The organism is Terriglobus sp. (genome assembly GCF_965201105.1).
GTDB lineage: Bacteria > Acidobacteriota > Terriglobia > Terriglobales > Acidobacteriaceae > Terriglobus.
On sequence record NZ_OZ241741.1, the window covers coordinates 469412 to 485653 of the forward strand.

Here is a 16242-nt window from a genome sequence, read left to right on the forward strand (position 1 = left end):
CCGGTCTGCAACCCGTTCCGGCTTGCGTGGTTAGACGTGAGGCGTCCGTGTGAGTTGTCGCGCCCTACCAGCAAGATGCGATGAAAGCAACGACATAACACGACGCTTCATTCTGTTGGATATGCTGAACAGAATGAGTGCACGAGTGCTGGATGGCACGGCGATAGCCGCTGAGATCAAGGAAGAGGTGCGTCGGGAGGTCGAAACGCTCGCACAATCTGGTATCGTCCCCGGCCTGACCGTGGTGCTGGTGGGCAGCGATCCCGCAAGTGAGATCTATGTGCGCAGCAAGGTGAAGACATCGGCGGAATTGGGACTGGCAAGCAATCTGATCACGCTCGGCATCGACGTCAGCCAGGCCGAGCTGCTGAATATCCTGCAGCGGCTCAACGATGACGACGCGGTCGATGGCATCCTCGTCCAACTGCCCCTGCCGAGGCACATCGACACGCGCGCCATTCTGGAAGCGGTGGACCCGGACAAGGACGTCGACGGCTTTCATCCGGTGAACGTCGGCCGGCTGACCATCGGCCAGGAGTCGCTGGTGCCGTGCACACCGGCAGGCGTCATGGAAGTGCTGCGCCGCCAAGGCATTGCGGTGCGCGGCAAGGATTGTGTGATGGTGGGCCGCAGCGACATCGTCGGCAAACCCATGAGCACGCTGCTGCTGAACGCCGGCGCGACCGTAGCGGTGTGCCACAAGGAAACCCGCGACCTGCCGGACTACACGCGAAGAGCCGAGTTGCTCGTGGTCGCCACCGGCGTGCCAGGGCTGATCACGCCGGACATGGTGCGTGAAGGTGCAGTGTTGATCGACGTTGGCATTAACCGGCTCGACACCCGCGCGCAGGTGGAGCGGTTCTTCCCGGACAATCCGGCCAAGCTTGCCACCTTTCAGAAACGCGGCTCGCTGCTGGTTGGGGACTTTGCACCGCAAAGTTACGCAAAAGCGAGCGCCTATACCCCGGTTCCGGGCGGTGTGGGTGCGCTGACCATTGCCATGCTCATGCACAACACGGTCAAAGCGGCGCGCATGCGGCGCCGGTTGCGCGCAGCTGCCGTGGGCGGGCCCGCGTAAATGTTGCGGGTTGCGCTGACAGGTGGCATCGGCAGCGGGAAATCGACTGCCGCGGCAATCTTTCGCGAACTCGGCTGCTTTGTCTCGCAAAGTGACGAGATCGCACGCGCCATGATGCAGCCAGGCGAGGCAGTGTATCGCAGCATCGTTCAGGAATTTGGGCCTGCGGCGGTCCAGGCCGACGGCTCACTGGATCGCGCGGCCCTCGCGCGGCTTGCCTTTGCGGAGGGCCGCGTGGAGGAACTGAACAGCATCGTGCATCCCGCGGTCATCGCATGGCAAGCCGAGTGGATGCGCCACGTCGGCGGGCAGCACCCCGCGGCCGTCGCCATGGTCGAATCAGCCCTGGTTTTTGAGACAAAACACGGTGAAATGAGACATGGCACGGCGGCCAACGAAGAACCACCGTGGCGAACGCGCTTTGACCGCATCGTACTGGTCACCGCCCCGGAACAGGTGCGGGTCCAACGCTACGTCGACCGCTACCTTGCAGGCGCGGGTGCGTCTAGTACCGTGGGGCGTGTCGCTGCTGAGGCGGATGCACGCGCTCGCATGCGCTCGCAAATGCCGGACGAGGAGAAAGCCGCGCTATCGGATGCCGTGATTGCAAACACCGGAACCTTGCAGGATCTGCATCTGCGGGTTACGCAGATCTGGCAGGAACTGCGGGCCGAAGCGGCCGATCGCGTTCGGGAGTGAGTCTGCCGAGCGATGCAAGAAGCGGAAGTCACCAAGGTTGCATCCGTTAAAGAAGTTAGGGAGTAAGGCAAGGTATGAAGTTGAGACGGGTTCTTCTGGTGGTGCTGCTGGTGGCAGGTTTCTTTGAGCTGACACAGCACTGGTGGACCGCGGGCACGGTGGACGCGCTGGTCACCCGGCTTCTGCCTGCCAGCAATGGCTCGCACCTGATCACGCAGCATGGTCCGCTGGGCGACTTTCAGCTACAGGTTGCCGATGCGCAGCCAGCCTATGACGCCGAAGAACAGAACAACATCGCCGTCTATAAGCGCGTGTTGCCAAGCGTGGTCAACATCACGTCCACGCAGGTCGCGTACGACTTCTTCTATGGCGCGGTGCCACAGCAGGGCCAGGGATCCGGCTTCATCCTCGACAAGCAGGGCCTGATCCTGACCAACAACCACGTGGTGGGCGACGGCAACAAGGCGCAGCTCGAAGTCCAGCTCTATGACAAGCACAAGTACAAGGCGCAGGTGCTTGGCGTGGACACCCAGCAGGACCTGGCACTGCTGAAGATCAACGCGCCCAACCTGCAGCCCGTGGAGCTCGGAAACAGCAACAACCTGCAGGTCGGCCAGAAGGTCTTTGCGATCGGCAACCCCTTCGGCCTTAGCGGCACCATGACGCGCGGCATCATCAGCGCCATGCGTTCGGTGCGCGGCCCCAACGGCTCGGCGATCGACAACGCCATTCAGACCGATGCAGCCATCAACCCTGGCAACTCCGGCGGTCCGCTGCTGAACTCGCGCGGCCAGGTCATCGGCATCAATACGTTGATTGCCAGCAACAACGCCGACCAGAGCGCGGGCGTGGGTTTTGCCATTCCGGTCAACACGGCGCGCGCAGTGCTCGAAGACTTCTCAAAATACGGGCACGTGCGCCGCCCGTCGCTGGGCGTTGTTTCCCTGGAGATCGGCCCGGATCAGGCGGAACAGATCGGCCTGCCCGCCGACTACGGCATCCTGGTGGAACGTGTGCAGCCGGGCGGCGCCGCTGACCGCGCGGGGCTCAAGGGCGGCACGGAGCGCGCCTACTTCGGAAACACGCCTGTGGTGTTGGGCGGCGACTTCATCGTTGCCATTGACGGTCAGCAGATCACGAATGCGCAGGACATGAGCAGCGTCATGAATTCCCACAAGAGCGGCGATTCCGTCACGGTCACCGTCTTCCGTGGCCGCCGCAGGCTCGATGTAAAGGTCACTCTGCAGGATGCGGGACAGCAGGCCGTGACGGTGTAGGCGTCCGCCTGACTGTCTCAACCTCGGTGTCTCTGCGTTCCGCGCCCTATACCAACCGCGGAACATATTGCCTGCCGCGCACCTCATACCTGCCGCTCAGCACGCGCGCGATCGCCTCCGGGTACAACCGGTGCTCCTGCGCCAGGATGCGTTTCGACAGCCGCGCGACCGTATCGTTCTCGCGCACTCGCACCAGCCGCTGCATCACGACGACCCCGTGGTCCACGGCGTCATCGACGAAGTGTACCGTGCACCCCGCCACCTTCACGCCGTACTCTAGCGCCTGCCGCTGCGCGTCCAGCCCGGGAAAACTGGGCAGCAGCGAGGGGTGGATGTTCAGCACGCGCTGCGGAAACGCCTGCAGAAACTCCGGTGTGAGCACGCGCATGTAGCCGGCCAGGATCACGTACTCCACCGCATGCGCACGCAGGTGCTCCAGCATCGCGCGGTCGTGCTCCGCGCGCGGTACACCCGGGCTCGGCTGCGCAACCGCGGTGAACCCGCGCTCCCGCGCAGCCGCGAGCCCGGGTGCATCCGCCACGTTCGACAGCACAAGCGCGATCTCGCATCCACGCAGCTCACCGCGCTCGATACAGTCTGCAATGTTCAGAAAGTTCGAGCCGCGACCACTCAATAGAACGCCGAGGCGCACCCTCTTGCGGTGATCAGAACCACTGACCTGCTGACTCGCTGATTCGCTGACCTGCTGCTCCATCACACGTAGAAAACGCGTCGTTCGCCGCGCACAATCCGCCCGATCAGGTAAAAGCGCTCGTTGGCTCGGTTCAGGATCGCCTTGGCCTTCTTCACCTGGTCCGCCGGCACGACGGCAATCATGCCGATGCCCATGTTGAACGTGCGCAGCATCTCGTCCTGCGCCACGTCACCCAGCTGCTGCAGGTGCTGGAACAGCGGCGGCACCGTCCAGCAGCTCAACTCCACCTGCGCCCCGGTACCCTTGGGCAGAATACGAGGTAAATTTTCCGTGATGCCGCCGCCGGTAATGTGCGCCATGCCCTTCACAATCCCAGCCGTCCACAGCTTGCGCAGGATCGCCAGGTAGCTGCGGTGCTGCCGCATCAGCGCCGACCCGGTCTTATCCTCCAACTCGTTCACGTACTGGGTCGGGCCGTACTTTGCGACCTCAAACAGCAGCTTGCGCGCCAGCGAGTAGCCGTTCGTGTGCAGCCCGTTACTGGGCAGCCCGATCAGGCAATCGCCTGGCTCAATGTTGGCGCCGGTAATGATCTCTTCGCGATTGACCACGCCAACGATGAAGCCCGCCAGGTCGTACTCGCCGTCCGCGTAGAAGCCGGGCATCTGCGCCGTTTCGCCGCCGATCAGCGCGCAGCCGTTCGCCCTGCATGCCTCTGACACTCCGCTCACCACAGTCTCCGCGACCGAACCCTCAAGCCTGCCCGTCGCCAGGTAATCCAGAAAAAACAGCGGCGTCGCGCCCTGCACGGCAATGTCGTTCACGCAGTGGTTCACCAGGTCCGCGCCCACGGTGTGGTGGATGCCCAGTTCAAACGCGACCTTCAGCTTGGTGCCGACGCCATCCGCCGAACTGACCAGCACCGGATTTGGATACTTCGCCAAGTCCAGCCCAAACAGGCCGCCGAAGCCGCCAATCTCGCTCAGGACCTGCTTGTTAAACGTCTTCCGCGCAAGCATCTTGATGCGCTGCTTGGTGCGGTCGCCCTCCGTAATGTCTACACCGGCGTCGGCGTAGGTGACAGGCTTTGCTTCCTTCATCGTTTCGGGCTTCTGCTCGGCGGGAACCTTCACGTGCGCGGCGTCCTTGCTGGCTGGTTGCAGGTATTCAGGGTAGCAGGGCACATCTGCACCGGATGTGAAAACCGCTGTGCTCGCGTCTGCACTAGGCGACCAACGGCTCCGGCGACGGCAGTGTCGTCTGCACCACCGCGAGTGCTTCCCGGGCTGCCGCGAGCGTCTGTTCCACCTCCGCGGCACCGTGCGCAGCGGAGACGAAGGCAGCCTCATATTGCGACGGTGGCAGCCACACGCCGCGCTCCAGCATGGCGCGATGAAAGATGCCGAATCGCTCCGTGAGCGACCGCGCCGCATCGCCGAAGTCGGTAACCACGTCCGAATCGCTGCTGTCGCGAAAAAACCACGTAAACATGCTGCCGATCCGGTTGGTCACTAGCGGCACCCCAAGTTCCTCTGAGATCGCCTGCACGCCATCCGCGATCTGCCGCGTGGTCTCGGCCAGCCGCTGGTAAAACCCGTCACCTGCCTCGTGCAGCGCAGTCAACTGCGCAATCCCCGCCGCCATGGCCAGCGGGTTCCCGCTCAGCGTTCCGGCCTGGTAGACCGGGCCAAGCGGCGCGAGCATGTTCATGATCTCCGCCCGGCCGCCGAACGCACCCACGGGCAGGCCGCCGCCGATGATCTTGCCCAGCGTGGTCAGGTCGGGCGTAATGCCGTAAATCTGCTGCGCGCCGCCCAAGGCCAGCCGGAAGCCGGTCATCACCTCGTCAAAAATTAGCAAGGCTCCCTCGCGCCCCGTGATCTCGCGCAGACCCTCCAGAAAACCCGGCTCCGGCAGAATCGTGCCCGCGTTGCCGACCACAGCCTCCAGAATCACGCAGGCGACCTCGCCCCGGTGCCTGGCAAACAGCGTTTCCACCTCGTGGAGGTCGTTGTAGCGCAGCGCCGTGGTGAACTGCGTCGTCTCCACCGGCACACCCGCCGACCCCGGGATGCCGAGCGTCGCCACCCCCGAACCCGCCTTCACCAGCAGCGCGTCCGAGTGCCCGTGGTAACAGCCCTCAAACTTCACAATGCGGTTGCGGCCGGTAAACGCGCGCGCCAGCCGGATCGCGCTCATCACCGCCTCCGTACCGGACGAAACAAACCGCAGCTTCTCGATCGACGGCACCGCTCGCGTGACCAGCGCGGCCAGCTCCGCCTCCGCCGCCGTGGACGCTCCAAAGCTCGTTGAACGCAGTGCCGCGTCCCGTACCGCCGCGATCACCGCGGGCGCGGCGTGCCCCAGGATCATCGGCCCCCAGGAACCGAAATAGTCGATGTAGCGGTTCCCGTCGGCGTCGAACAGGTACGCGCCCTCGGCACGCTCCACAAACGGAGGATGCCCGCCCACCGCCCGAAACGCGCGCACGGGCGAATCCACGCCACCGGGAATCAGCGCCTCGGCGCGTAGCTGCAGTTCGCGGGAGCGATCAAGTCGAAGTGCCATGCCTTGAGTGTGGCAGCGAGGCGGCGGCACGGCAAGCAATCACCCAAATGGGTGCGCGCTGTCCCTAATCGCGGCATTGTCGATAAAGAGAGCGGGCGATTCAATCTCTAGGTAGAAAAAAAGGCGCGTACGCATGAGGGATCTTTTGGCTCAGGACCGGCATCGGCATCGGGGTGCGTCAAAGCGCCTTCTGCTGTTCGCATCCACACTGACCCTGTTCCTGCATGGCATTGCCCGCGCCGACATTGTGCACCCACGCACCACGGCCCGCGAAGTCCACCTGCTTAGTCCCAACGAGGCAGCAGAGGCTGAACCGGTTCGCCTCACCGGCATCGTCACTGCGCTGTCCGGCTGGAAGAATTCCTTTTTCGTGCAGGATACGACAGGAGGCATCGCCATCGACCGGGCTCCCGGCGGGCCGGCGTTGCGGCCCGGCGACCGCGTCATCGTGGATGGCGTGACCGCGCCCGGTAAGTTCGCCCCCACGGTGAACGAGGCGCGCGTAAGCGTGACGGGACACGGCGATCTGCCGCCGGCGTCACACATGCGTGCCGTGGACCTGGACTGGGGCGTGCAGGACAGCCAATGGATTGAAGTGGAAGGCGAAGTTCGCAGCGTCGAGCACAAGGTCATTTGGAATCATCCCGCCGTCTTGCTCATGCTGAACATGGGATTGGGTGAACCCACCCCGGTTCACGTGGTCAGCCCCGACGGGGATTTCGATTGGAACGCGCTCGTCGGTGCCACCGTGCGGCTGCGGGCCGTGTGCGGAACCATCTGGAACGACGGTCGAACATTCGGCGGCGTGCGCCTTTTCGCCAATACGCGTGAGGACCTTACCGTCACCAACCCGGCACCGGCCGATCCATACGAAGCTCCCTTTCGAACCATCGAGGGCTTAACGCAGTACAGTCGCGTCACCGGCGGTGTCGGCCTGGTGCAAGTGCAAGGCAGCGTAACGCTTGCCGACCCCAAGCGCGGCTTCTTTGTGCAAGACGGCACGGGTGCCGTTTTTGTCGGATACAAGCAGCAGCAACCGCCGGTCGGTTCCGTGGTTGAAGTGGTTGGATACCCCACTCTCACCAGCGCCGCTCCCGTGCTGCAGGCCTCGCGATTCCGGCCCGTCGGGACTGCGCTTGCCGGTGTGCATTCGCTGGCAACCGCCGATGAGTTCATCAAGTTGCGCGACGGTTTCCTGACCGTTCCGTACAACGGCATGCTCGTGGAGGTGAACGGCACCTTGATCGATGTAACACCGGACCACGGTCAAACCATGCTGCTCGTCCGCAGTGGACATGCCCTGTTGCGCGCACGCCTGCCGGTCCGGTCCAGCACCGCCGCGTGGCAAGTCGGCAGCGTGCTGCGGCTGCAGGGCATTTGCGAGATCGTGATGGACGATGACACCGCAAGCGAAACTTCGTTGCTGTTGCGGTCGGCTGAAGACATCACGGTCCTGAAGCGCGCGCCGTGGTGGACGGCCATGCATGCCCTCTGGCTCAGCGCCGCACTGGGAATCCTCGCACTCGGCATGCTCGCCTGGGTGGCGTTCCTGCGCAGGCAGGCGCGGCTGCGGGCCCTGATCGCGACCGACGCCCTGACCGGCCTCTACAACCGCCGTGCGTTTCTGCTCCTGGCTGAAAAGCAGTTGGAAAGCATGCGCCGCCGCCGGTCCGCGCTTCTGCTCTTCTATCTGGACCTGGACAACTTCAAGCAGATCAACGACACACACGGCCACCGCGCCGGCGATGCCGCGCTGAAGGACGTCGCCGGCCTCTTGCGTCAGGTCTTCCGCGAGTCGGACACGGTCTGTCGCATGGGCGGTGACGAGTTCGCCGTGCTCGCTACCGACGCCACGCCCGGCTCGGAAGACATCCTGCGGGCGAGGCTGACCGAGGCAGTGCTGAATGACAATCAGCGCAGCCAGCGGCCCTTCCGTGTCGCCCTCAGCGTGGGCGCGGTTTACTACGACCACACCTGCGCCAACCGCTCCATCGAAGACATCCTGGAACACGCCGACGCGCTGATGTACGGCAACAAGCGCCAGCGCCGTGAAGCCAGAATGACGCCGCTTACGGCTTGAGTTCCACCGCCGTTGCGCAGGCGCATTGCTGGCAAAAGGTGTGGTTGCGGCGATGTGCGCCGATCAGCAAAAGGCTGCCGGCCATGGTGATCGCAATCTCCATCCAGCGCGCCGGCAGGGCATCGCCGGCAAACGCCGCGCCGCCGATGCAGAGCAGACCGGCGACCATCTGCCACAACACCACTTGCCGGCGATGCCGGCGGTACCCGCGCACCAGTGCAATCCCGCCGATCGCCGCGATGGCCACAGCGAGTGAACGGTGCGTGCTCTCCTCAGATGGCAGCAGATGCGCCAGCACCGAAGACACCGACAAGAGCACCGGCGTCAGCAGGCAGTGCACCACGCACGCGGTGGAGGCCCACACGCCAAGGCGGTCGGGCCAGGTGAGGCGTTGCGCGGATGCGGTGGTTGTCATGCAACCAGCGTAATGCAAATCCATTCGCAAGAAAAGGACCGCCGAATCAGCGTCCCTCCTCACCACACTGGCCTAGCGCCCGGTCTATGTGCGGACCAGGCGCCTGTTTTTGTGCGGACCAGATTTGTCTGACGAACACCGGACTCACACCACCCCGTCCTGCAACCGTCACTGCCTTGTCATTTCGACCGGAGCAGGACAGCTTCATCGTCCTGCGCAGTGGACTCGGTGCTTGCACCGAAACCCGCATTTTGCTCACGCCGGCAAAGCCCCTACACAAGCATCAGCGCTGCGGCATAACCAGCACCTCAACCCCGCTCGGGTTCGCGCTGCCGGTGTACACCGTCTCCGTCGCCTTCACGAACTGCTCCGGCTTCGCGTTCGGAATGTCCGTAAACGTCTGTGGATTGCGATCGACCAGCGGAAACCACGAGCTCTGCACCTGCACCATGATGCGGTGGCCCTTGCGGAAGGTGTGGTTCACGTCCGGCATGGTGAAGTTCACCGCCGTGACTTCGCCGGGCTTCAGCGCCACCGGTTTCTCCGTCAGGCCGTTGCGAAACTTCGCGCGAAACGGCTCGCCCCGCACCAGTTGCTGGTACCCGCCGATCAGCAGCGGCGCGTCGCCCAGAATGCGTTTGCCCTGCGCCGGGTCCGCCGCGGCCGGGTTCGGGTAGTCGTACGGGTACACATCGATCAGCTTCACCACAAAGTCAGAGTCGGTGCCCGTTGAGCTGATGTGCAGCTTCGGTGAGATCGGCCCCGCGATCGTCACATCCTCGGTCAGCGGCGCACTGCTGTACACCAGCACGTCGCCGCGCCGGCCTGCAAAGCGCTGGTCGTCATCCATGTAGCGCTGCGGCACCGTGTCCGTGGTGTAGCTCACAAAGGGCACCGGGTGCGCCGGGTCGCTCACATACTCGTCCTTGCCGCTGCCAGTTGGCGCGTCGAAGCTCAGCGTCCCGTTCGGGTGGAAGTACAACGTCTTCGCCTCAGCGGGCTTGGGCGGCCACTGGTCGTACTTGCGCCACGCGTTCGTTCCCGTTTCAAACACATACGCCTTGGGCAGCGGCTGCGACGGCGCATCCTTCAGGTAGTGCTCGAAAAACGGGAACTGGATCTCCTTGCGAAAGAACTCGCCCGTCTTGGCGCCGAACGTCACATCGCCAAGGTGGTCACCGTCGGACCGCGCCCATCCGCCGTGCACCCACGGCCCGACGACCACCGTATTGCTCGCGCCCAGTTCGGGGTTGAACTTGTCGATGGCGTGGAAGGTCATCAGCGGCCCGGTCAGGTCCTCCGCGTCGAACCATCCACCCACCGTCATCACCGGCGTCTTCACGTTGCGCATGTGATTCTGCAGGCTGCGCGGCTGCCAGTAGCTGTCATAAGTCGAGTGCACCATCTGGTCCGTAAACAACGTCTCGCCTTGCTTCAACAGCATCGCGTTCATCGCGGCCAGATTGCCGGCGTGCAGGTAAAACTCGTACATGTCGTTCGTGCCATAGCGGAAGCGGTCGGGTCGCTCGGCTGTGATCTCGATCGGGTTCTTCTGCGGCACAAACCCGGTGTAGAAGCCGAAGTTCGCCGCCAGCATGAAGCCGCCACCGTGGTACGCGTCGTCCGCGCCCAGGAACAGGTCCGTCATCGGCGCCTGCGGGCTCGCGGCCTTGATCGCCGGGTGCGAGTCGATGATCGACGCCGACGTAAAGAAGCCCGGGTAGCTGATGCCCGTGATGCCGACGCGGCCGTTGTTGTTTGGAATGTGTTTCAGCAGCCACTCGACCGTGTCGTACATGTCGCTGGAATCATCCACGTCCTTGGGCGACTTTTTCTCGTCGATATGCGGCCGCATCTCGGCAAACGTGCCCTGTGACTGGTACCGCCCGCGCACGTCCTCACACACAAAGATGTAGCCGGCGGTGGCGAGCTCATCGGAATACGTCGCCGCGCGCGGATACTGGTCCTCGCCGTACGGCCCACAGGAGTAGGGCGTGCGCTGCATCAGGAACGGATACGGCCCATGATCCTTGAACGCGCCCGGCTGCGGTTCCAGCACGCTCACAAACAGCTTCGCGCCGTCGCGCATGGGAATGCGGTACTCGTACTTGTTGTAGTGCGCACGCACCCATTCCTGGCTGCTCACCGCAGGTGCCTCGTGCTGCGCGCTTATCGGGGACGAGGCCACGCAAGCGGCTGCAACAGGGACACTCAAAACAACACGGAACAGCGCGGACAAACAAGGACGCACGGGCAGGAACCTCTTAGAGAGTGAAATAGTGCAAGCAGTGTAGCCTGAGCGGCTTTGAATCCGATCCGCACCGGAAAACACCTGCCTGAAGCCTCGCGCCGTTTCCAACGCAGCCCATCTACGCGGACTGCACCAGCGTCAACGTTCCCGTGACACACACGCGGTTGCGGCCCGATTGCTTCGCCAGGTACAGCGCCGCATCGGCGGCATCGATCAGCGTCCTCGCGTCATCATTTTCCGTCGGCGTAATCGCGGCCACACCGCACGAAACCGTGGACCACTTCACGCCAGAAGGAAGCGGAGCGTCACCGCGTGACACAGCGGGTGAGCCGGCCACCTCCACCAGCTTGCGGATGCGCTCCGCAACCTGCACCCCCGATTCCAGCGTGGACCCAGGCAGCAGCACCACGAACTCCTCGCCGCCATAACGCGCCACAAAGTCCATCTCCGCCCGCATCGCCTGCTCCAGCAGGTTGGCAATGCGTTGCAGCACGCGATCCCCGTACAGGTGCCCAAACGTGTCGTTGATCAGCTTGAAGTAGTCCACATCGACCATCACGGCCGCAATGGAATCCCGTCCGTCAATCGCTTCCTGCCACAGCTCGGGCAAGCGTTTGTCATACGCGGCGCGATTTGGAACGCCGGTCAATGGATCGCTCAGGGACTGGTTCAGCAGCTCACGATTGGCCTCGGCCAGCATCTGCCGCTGAATGCGGCCGCGCATCTGCAGGAGCCACGAGAAGCGCGATTCACGCGACAGCGCGTAGTTCGCAAGCAGGGACAGCACGCTGAACCAGAACACTTCACCACTGGCGTCCAATCGCTCGTGCAGGGGCAGCGATCCGTTCGGCAGCACCCACATCTGGTACATCAGGCAGCAACACGACGTACCCACGATGGCAAACCTGAAATCTGGCCGCAGCAGCGTGTTAAGGGTGAGCAGCATCATCAGCATGGCGGCTTCCGCCTCCATCGGCGCCATCGGTCCGGTTCCGTGATGCAGAAACAGAAGCGCTGCGGCGCCCAGCACGCTCAGCAGCGATGACCCGATCTCCTGCGCTGTCACGCGCACCGGCCGGCTGCGCAGCACATACAGGCACCCCAGCGCCAGGGGTGTAATCACTCCCAGGCGCACTGCCACGGCGCGCCACAGGTGCTCCGGCACTAAAAGGTAGTCCCCGACCAGAAACATGTCGAACACCACCAGAGCAAGTAAGCCCATGCGGAGCAAATGAGTCTGTCGTCTGCCCGACCGCTCTTCGTTAAACACGGTCTCCAGCGCCGCCGGAAAGCACAGGGTCAGGTTGCGTCCGGCGATCAGACGATCTGCTTCCTCCTCGACCTGTTGCAGGTCCAGCCAGTGCGGCGGCGGCTTCAGAATGCGATACGGCATAGGTCAACGCTACCGGGCAAAGTTGTACCTCTCACTCCCCAGCCGGTCGAACACGCCTGCAACTTTTGCGTTGTGCTGCCTCTGGGTGCAGAAAATTCTATCGACGCAACGGGGGAAAAGCGCAAGTTACCCTTGGGTACAATCAACATCGGCGGGAATTGGGCCAACATAACAGGGAGATCGAAAAGATTTGCTGCGCTTTGCAACAGCTGGAGAAAGCCACGGCGAGGCTCTGGTCGCCCTGCTCAGCGGCATGCCCGCGGGCGTTCCTATCGAGGAAAGCTTTATCGCGCGCGAACTGTGGCGTCGCCAGCAGGGCTACGGCCGCGGCGGCCGCATGCGTATTGAGGCCGACACGGCGCACATCCTGAGCGGCGTTCGGCACGGCGCCACCATTGGCGCTCCCATTTCTATGACCATCGCCAACCGGGATTGGAAAAACTGGGAAGACATCCTGCCCGTCGGCGCGGGCGACCCCGCCAAGCACAAGGCGGTCGCCTCACCCAGGCCCGGCCATGCCGATTTGCCAGGCGCCCTCAAGTACAACTTCCGCGATGCCCGCTATGTCCTGGAACGTGCCAGCGCCCGCGAAAGCACCGCTCGCGTCGCCGCCGGTGCACTTGCCAAGCTGCTGCTGCGGGCGCTCGGTGTCGAGGTGCTCTCGCACGTCGTCCGCGTCGGCACCGTCGAACTCACCCGCGACTACCAATGGGATGAAATTGTCGCCAGCACCGCGCGCGAAACAGTGTTGCTCAACTGCATCGATCCTGACGTCGAGCAGCAGATGAAAGGCGAGGTCGACCGCGCCCTGCGCACCGGCGACACCGTCGGCGGCGTCTTTGAGGTCGTCGCCCACGGCGTGCCCGTCGGCATTGGCACGCACGCCAACTGGGACGAGCGCCTGGATGGCCTGCTCGCCCAGGCCGTCATGAGCCTGCAGGCCGTCAAAGCCGTCGAACTTGGCCGGGGCGTCACTGCCGCCGAGAGCATGGGCTCCACCGTCCACGACGCCATTGGTTACGCCGACCAGGCCAACCGCACCGGCACCCGCTTCACCCGCGAGCGCAACAACGCCGGCGGCATCGAAGGCGGCATCTCCAACGGCGAAGACGTGACCGTACGCGGCTACCTGAAGCCGATCAGCACTCTGCGCCGCCCCTTGGGAAGCGTGAGCTTCGAGACGCGCGAACCGGTCAAGGCCGCCTACGAGCGCTCCGACGTCTGCGTCGTTCCCGCCGCCGGCGTCGCCGCCGAAAGCATGGTTGCGCTCACCCTCGCTCGCCTCGTGCTTGAAAAATTCGGCGGCGACAGCCTCACCGAAACCCAGCGCAACCTTCACGGCTACCGCGACCAGCTCGCCAGCTACTGACCGGCTCCGCCCCTCGCCACCGACTGACCCGGCTCCGCCCGTCGCCACCGGTGACCCGCTCCACTTTTCCGTCCCGCAGATCGAAACTACGCTGTACTCGCAACCGGAAGGGCACAGCTTCAGCTGTGCCAATAGTGACAAATCACGATGGCTTTAGCCCCTGAGGTCCGCTTTTGACACTGTGCCGCAAAAGTCCGACCTCAGCGGCTAAAGCCCGCCTGCCGGGAAGCGGCTTACGGCACAGCTGAAGCTGTGCCCTTCCGGGCACCGTCGCCTGGCTCGGATATCAAACCGCACACCCTCTCCGGCGCAACCTGCGTCTTTACATAGAAGAAAAATGATTTACCCGATCGTGAAATATCCCGACCCCGTCCTTGCACAAAAGGCGGAAACCATCACCGCCTTCGACGCGGACCTGCGCAAGCTGGTCGACGACATGTTTGAAAGCATGTACGCCGCGGAGGGCATCGGCCTCGCCGCGCCGCAAATCGGCATCCTCAAGCGCATCACCGTCATCGACATCAGCTTCGGCAAGGAAGCCGACCAGAAGCTCGTCCTTATCAACCCCGAAATCATCTCGCGAGCCGGCGGTAAGACCCACGAAGAAGAGGGCTGCCTTTCGCTCCCCGACATCCGCGACAAGGTCAGCCGCGACGCAACCGTAGTCGTGCGCGCGCAGGACGCAAAAGGCAACTGGTTTGAGGTCAGCGGCGCCGAACTCCTGGGCCGCGCCATGCAGCACGAACTCGACCACCTGGACGGCGTCCTCTTCATCGACCGCCTGTCCCGCCTCAAGCGCGATCTGACCCTGCGCAAAATCCGCAAAGCCATCCGCAACGGCGAATGGTAGCGGGCGCGGCATGAAGCTCGTGTTTTGCGGCACCCCCCAGTTCGCCGTCCCCACGCTCGAAGCGCTCGTCGCCGCCGGCCACCAGGTCACGTTAGCGCTAACGCAGCCCGACCGCCCCGTGGGCCGCAACGCCGAGATCAAACCCACCCCGGTCAAGGCCGCCGCCCTCGCCCACGGCATTCCCGTCCAGCAGCCCGAAAAGATCAAGACCAACGAAGCCCTCCGCGCCCATCTGGAAGCCATCGCGCCGGACGCAATCATCGTCGTCGCGTACGGCCGCATTCTGCCCCAGTGGATGCTCGACTTGCCGCGTTACGGCAGCCTCAACGGCCACGCCTCACTCCTCCCACGCTGGCGCGGCGCCGCACCCATCCAGTGGGCCATCGCGTCCGGCGACCACCAGACCGGGGTAACCACCATGCGCCTCGACGCCGGCCTCGACACCGGCCCCATGCTCCTGCGCCGGTCTGTCCCCATCACCCCTGAAACGACCGCCCCGGACCTCTTCCAGTCCCTCGCAGTTCTTGGGGCGGAGCTCATGATCGAAACACTTGACGGCCTGGCCGCCGGAACCATCCAGCCCGAGCCGCAGGGCAACGCTCTCGCCACCCACGCCCGCCCCCTTATCCGCGAAGACGGGCAGATCGACTGGACTTCGCCCGCCGCCGCCATCGATGCCCGCTTCCGTGGTTTTCAGCCCTGGCCTGGCGCCTTTACCTCGTTCCGCGGCAAAAAACTCATCATCCATGCCATGCAAGCCGGCACCGCCCCGGCACACGCAAACTCTATCGCAGGCCAGATCCTTAAACCCACCGGCGTCACCGGCATCCCCGCGATCCCGGTGGCCTGCGGAGACGGCCACATCGCGCTGCTGCACGAAGTCCAGCTCGAAGGCAAAAAGCGCATATGCGCCGCGGATTTCCTGCGCGGCCATCAAATCCATCCAGGCGAACTCCTCGGCTAAGCTATCCTGCTTCAGGGTCAAACGCCCCGTCTACCCGCACCACACCCAGCCTTCGTTATCCTTGAGGAAGATGCGCACGTTCACCCTGCCCGAAGCGCAAACCCTCTTGCCGGTGCTCAGCGCGCTTCTGGAGCGCGCTCAGACCGCCGCCGGCACCGCGGCCGCCCGTGAAACCACGCTGCAGTCGCTGCACCAGGCAATTTTTCTGAACGGCGGCATGCACATTGACCTGCTCCACGTGGCCCGCCTGAAAGGCGAGCAGGAGCGCGCCGTCGCCGAGGCCCGTGACTCGCTTCAGGAAATCGACGACATCGGCGTTTCCGTCAAGGATCTGCAGCACGGCCTGCTAGAATTCCCTTTTCAACTGGACGAAGAGGTCGTTCTGCTCTGCTGGGAGCAGGGCCAAAGCACCATCACCACCTGGCGCACCACCGAGCAGGACCCCAGCGACCGCCAGCCGCTCGACGACCGCTTCACCCGCCCCGAACGCCCCCACTAAACGGCTTAGCCTACGAAGTCCGGAAGGGCACAGCTGAAGCCCGGAAGGGCACAGCTTTAGCTGTGCCGTCAGTGCGCTGCAGGAAACGGGCTTTAGCCCCTGAGGTTTTGCTTTCCTCACATTCTGGAGATACCGGGACTGAGG

14 protein-coding genes are annotated in these 16242 nt (G+C 64.0%); 8 read left to right on the forward strand and 6 right to left on the reverse strand.

All coding sequences use genetic code 11. The features are described 5' to 3' along the window. Nucleotides 1-133: 133 nt before the first annotated feature. From ACOFKT_RS02020 to ACOFKT_RS02030, 3 genes are all read left to right on the forward strand, one after another. The gene (locus ACOFKT_RS02020) at nucleotides 134-1078 is read left to right on the forward strand and encodes a bifunctional 5,10-methylenetetrahydrofolate dehydrogenase/5,10-methenyltetrahydrofolate cyclohydrolase (RefSeq protein WP_419805770.1); all 945 of its coding nucleotides are present in this window, start codon (nucleotides 134-136) and stop codon (nucleotides 1076-1078) included. Then, on the forward strand, nucleotides 1079-1777 hold the full coding sequence (gene coaE, locus ACOFKT_RS02025; protein WP_419805771.1) for a dephospho-CoA kinase: 699 nt from the start codon (nucleotides 1079-1081) through the stop codon (nucleotides 1775-1777). Between the two features lie 74 nt (nucleotides 1778-1851). Next, nucleotides 1852-3054, forward strand: coding sequence for a S1C family serine protease (locus ACOFKT_RS02030; protein ID WP_419805772.1), 1203 nt, complete (start codon nucleotides 1852-1854; stop codon nucleotides 3052-3054). Between the two features lie 46 nt (nucleotides 3055-3100). Here ACOFKT_RS02030 and purN read toward each other — a convergent pair whose 3' ends face one another. The 3 genes from purN to hemL form a co-directional block, all read right to left on the reverse strand. Beyond that, nucleotides 3101-3769: a phosphoribosylglycinamide formyltransferase gene (purN, locus tag ACOFKT_RS02035; protein ID WP_419805773.1), complete on the reverse strand. Its 669-nt coding sequence runs from the start codon at nucleotides 3767-3769 to the stop codon at nucleotides 3101-3103. Next, nucleotides 3769-4809, reverse strand: coding sequence for a phosphoribosylformylglycinamidine cyclo-ligase (purM, locus tag ACOFKT_RS02040; protein WP_419807081.1), 1041 nt, complete (start codon nucleotides 4807-4809; stop codon nucleotides 3769-3771). The genes purN and purM overlap by 1 nt, the downstream gene beginning before the upstream one ends. Before the next feature lie 124 nt (nucleotides 4810-4933). Next, nucleotides 4934-6277: a glutamate-1-semialdehyde 2,1-aminomutase gene (gene hemL / locus ACOFKT_RS02045; protein WP_419805774.1), complete on the reverse strand. Its 1344-nt coding sequence runs from the start codon at nucleotides 6275-6277 to the stop codon at nucleotides 4934-4936. Between the two features lie 133 nt (nucleotides 6278-6410). Between hemL and ACOFKT_RS02050 the strand changes: the two genes are divergently transcribed. Then, nucleotides 6411-8357, forward strand: a complete 1947-nt coding sequence (locus tag ACOFKT_RS02050; RefSeq protein WP_419805775.1) for a diguanylate cyclase domain-containing protein — start codon at nucleotides 6411-6413, stop codon at nucleotides 8355-8357. On the opposite strand, the gene ACOFKT_RS02055 is transcribed toward ACOFKT_RS02050, so the two are convergent. From ACOFKT_RS02055 to ACOFKT_RS02065, 3 genes are all read right to left on the reverse strand, one after another. Further along, a complete protein-coding gene (locus tag ACOFKT_RS02055; protein ID WP_419805776.1) occupies nucleotides 8347-8772 on the reverse strand; it encodes a MerC domain-containing protein in 426 nt (141 codons plus the stop codon). The two genes, ACOFKT_RS02050 and ACOFKT_RS02055, sit on opposite strands and share 11 nt — an antisense overlap. Before the next feature lie 283 nt (nucleotides 8773-9055). Then, nucleotides 9056-10918: a CocE/NonD family hydrolase gene (locus ACOFKT_RS02060; protein ID WP_419805777.1), complete on the reverse strand. Its 1863-nt coding sequence runs from the start codon at nucleotides 10916-10918 to the stop codon at nucleotides 9056-9058. A gap of 223 nt (nucleotides 10919-11141) precedes the next feature. Continuing rightward, nucleotides 11142-12416: a diguanylate cyclase gene (locus ACOFKT_RS02065; protein ID WP_419805778.1), complete on the reverse strand. Its 1275-nt coding sequence runs from the start codon at nucleotides 12414-12416 to the stop codon at nucleotides 11142-11144. A gap of 190 nt (nucleotides 12417-12606) precedes the next feature. On the opposite strand from ACOFKT_RS02065, the gene aroC reads away from it, so the two are divergent. From aroC to ACOFKT_RS02085, 4 genes are all read left to right on the forward strand, one after another. Next, a complete protein-coding gene (aroC, locus tag ACOFKT_RS02070; RefSeq protein ID WP_419805779.1) occupies nucleotides 12607-13785 on the forward strand; it encodes a chorismate synthase in 1179 nt (392 codons plus the stop codon). A gap of 337 nt (nucleotides 13786-14122) precedes the next feature. Then, on the forward strand, nucleotides 14123-14635 hold the full coding sequence (def, locus tag ACOFKT_RS02075; RefSeq protein ID WP_419805780.1) for a peptide deformylase: 513 nt from the start codon (nucleotides 14123-14125) through the stop codon (nucleotides 14633-14635). Between the two features lie 10 nt (nucleotides 14636-14645). Continuing rightward, complete coding sequence (fmt, locus tag ACOFKT_RS02080) at nucleotides 14646-15599, forward strand: methionyl-tRNA formyltransferase (protein ID WP_419805781.1); 954 nt, start codon at nucleotides 14646-14648, stop codon at nucleotides 15597-15599. A gap of 70 nt (nucleotides 15600-15669) precedes the next feature. Then, complete coding sequence (locus tag ACOFKT_RS02085) at nucleotides 15670-16098, forward strand: DUF2203 domain-containing protein (RefSeq protein WP_419805782.1); 429 nt, start codon at nucleotides 15670-15672, stop codon at nucleotides 16096-16098. Nucleotides 16099-16242 lie beyond the last annotated feature (144 nt).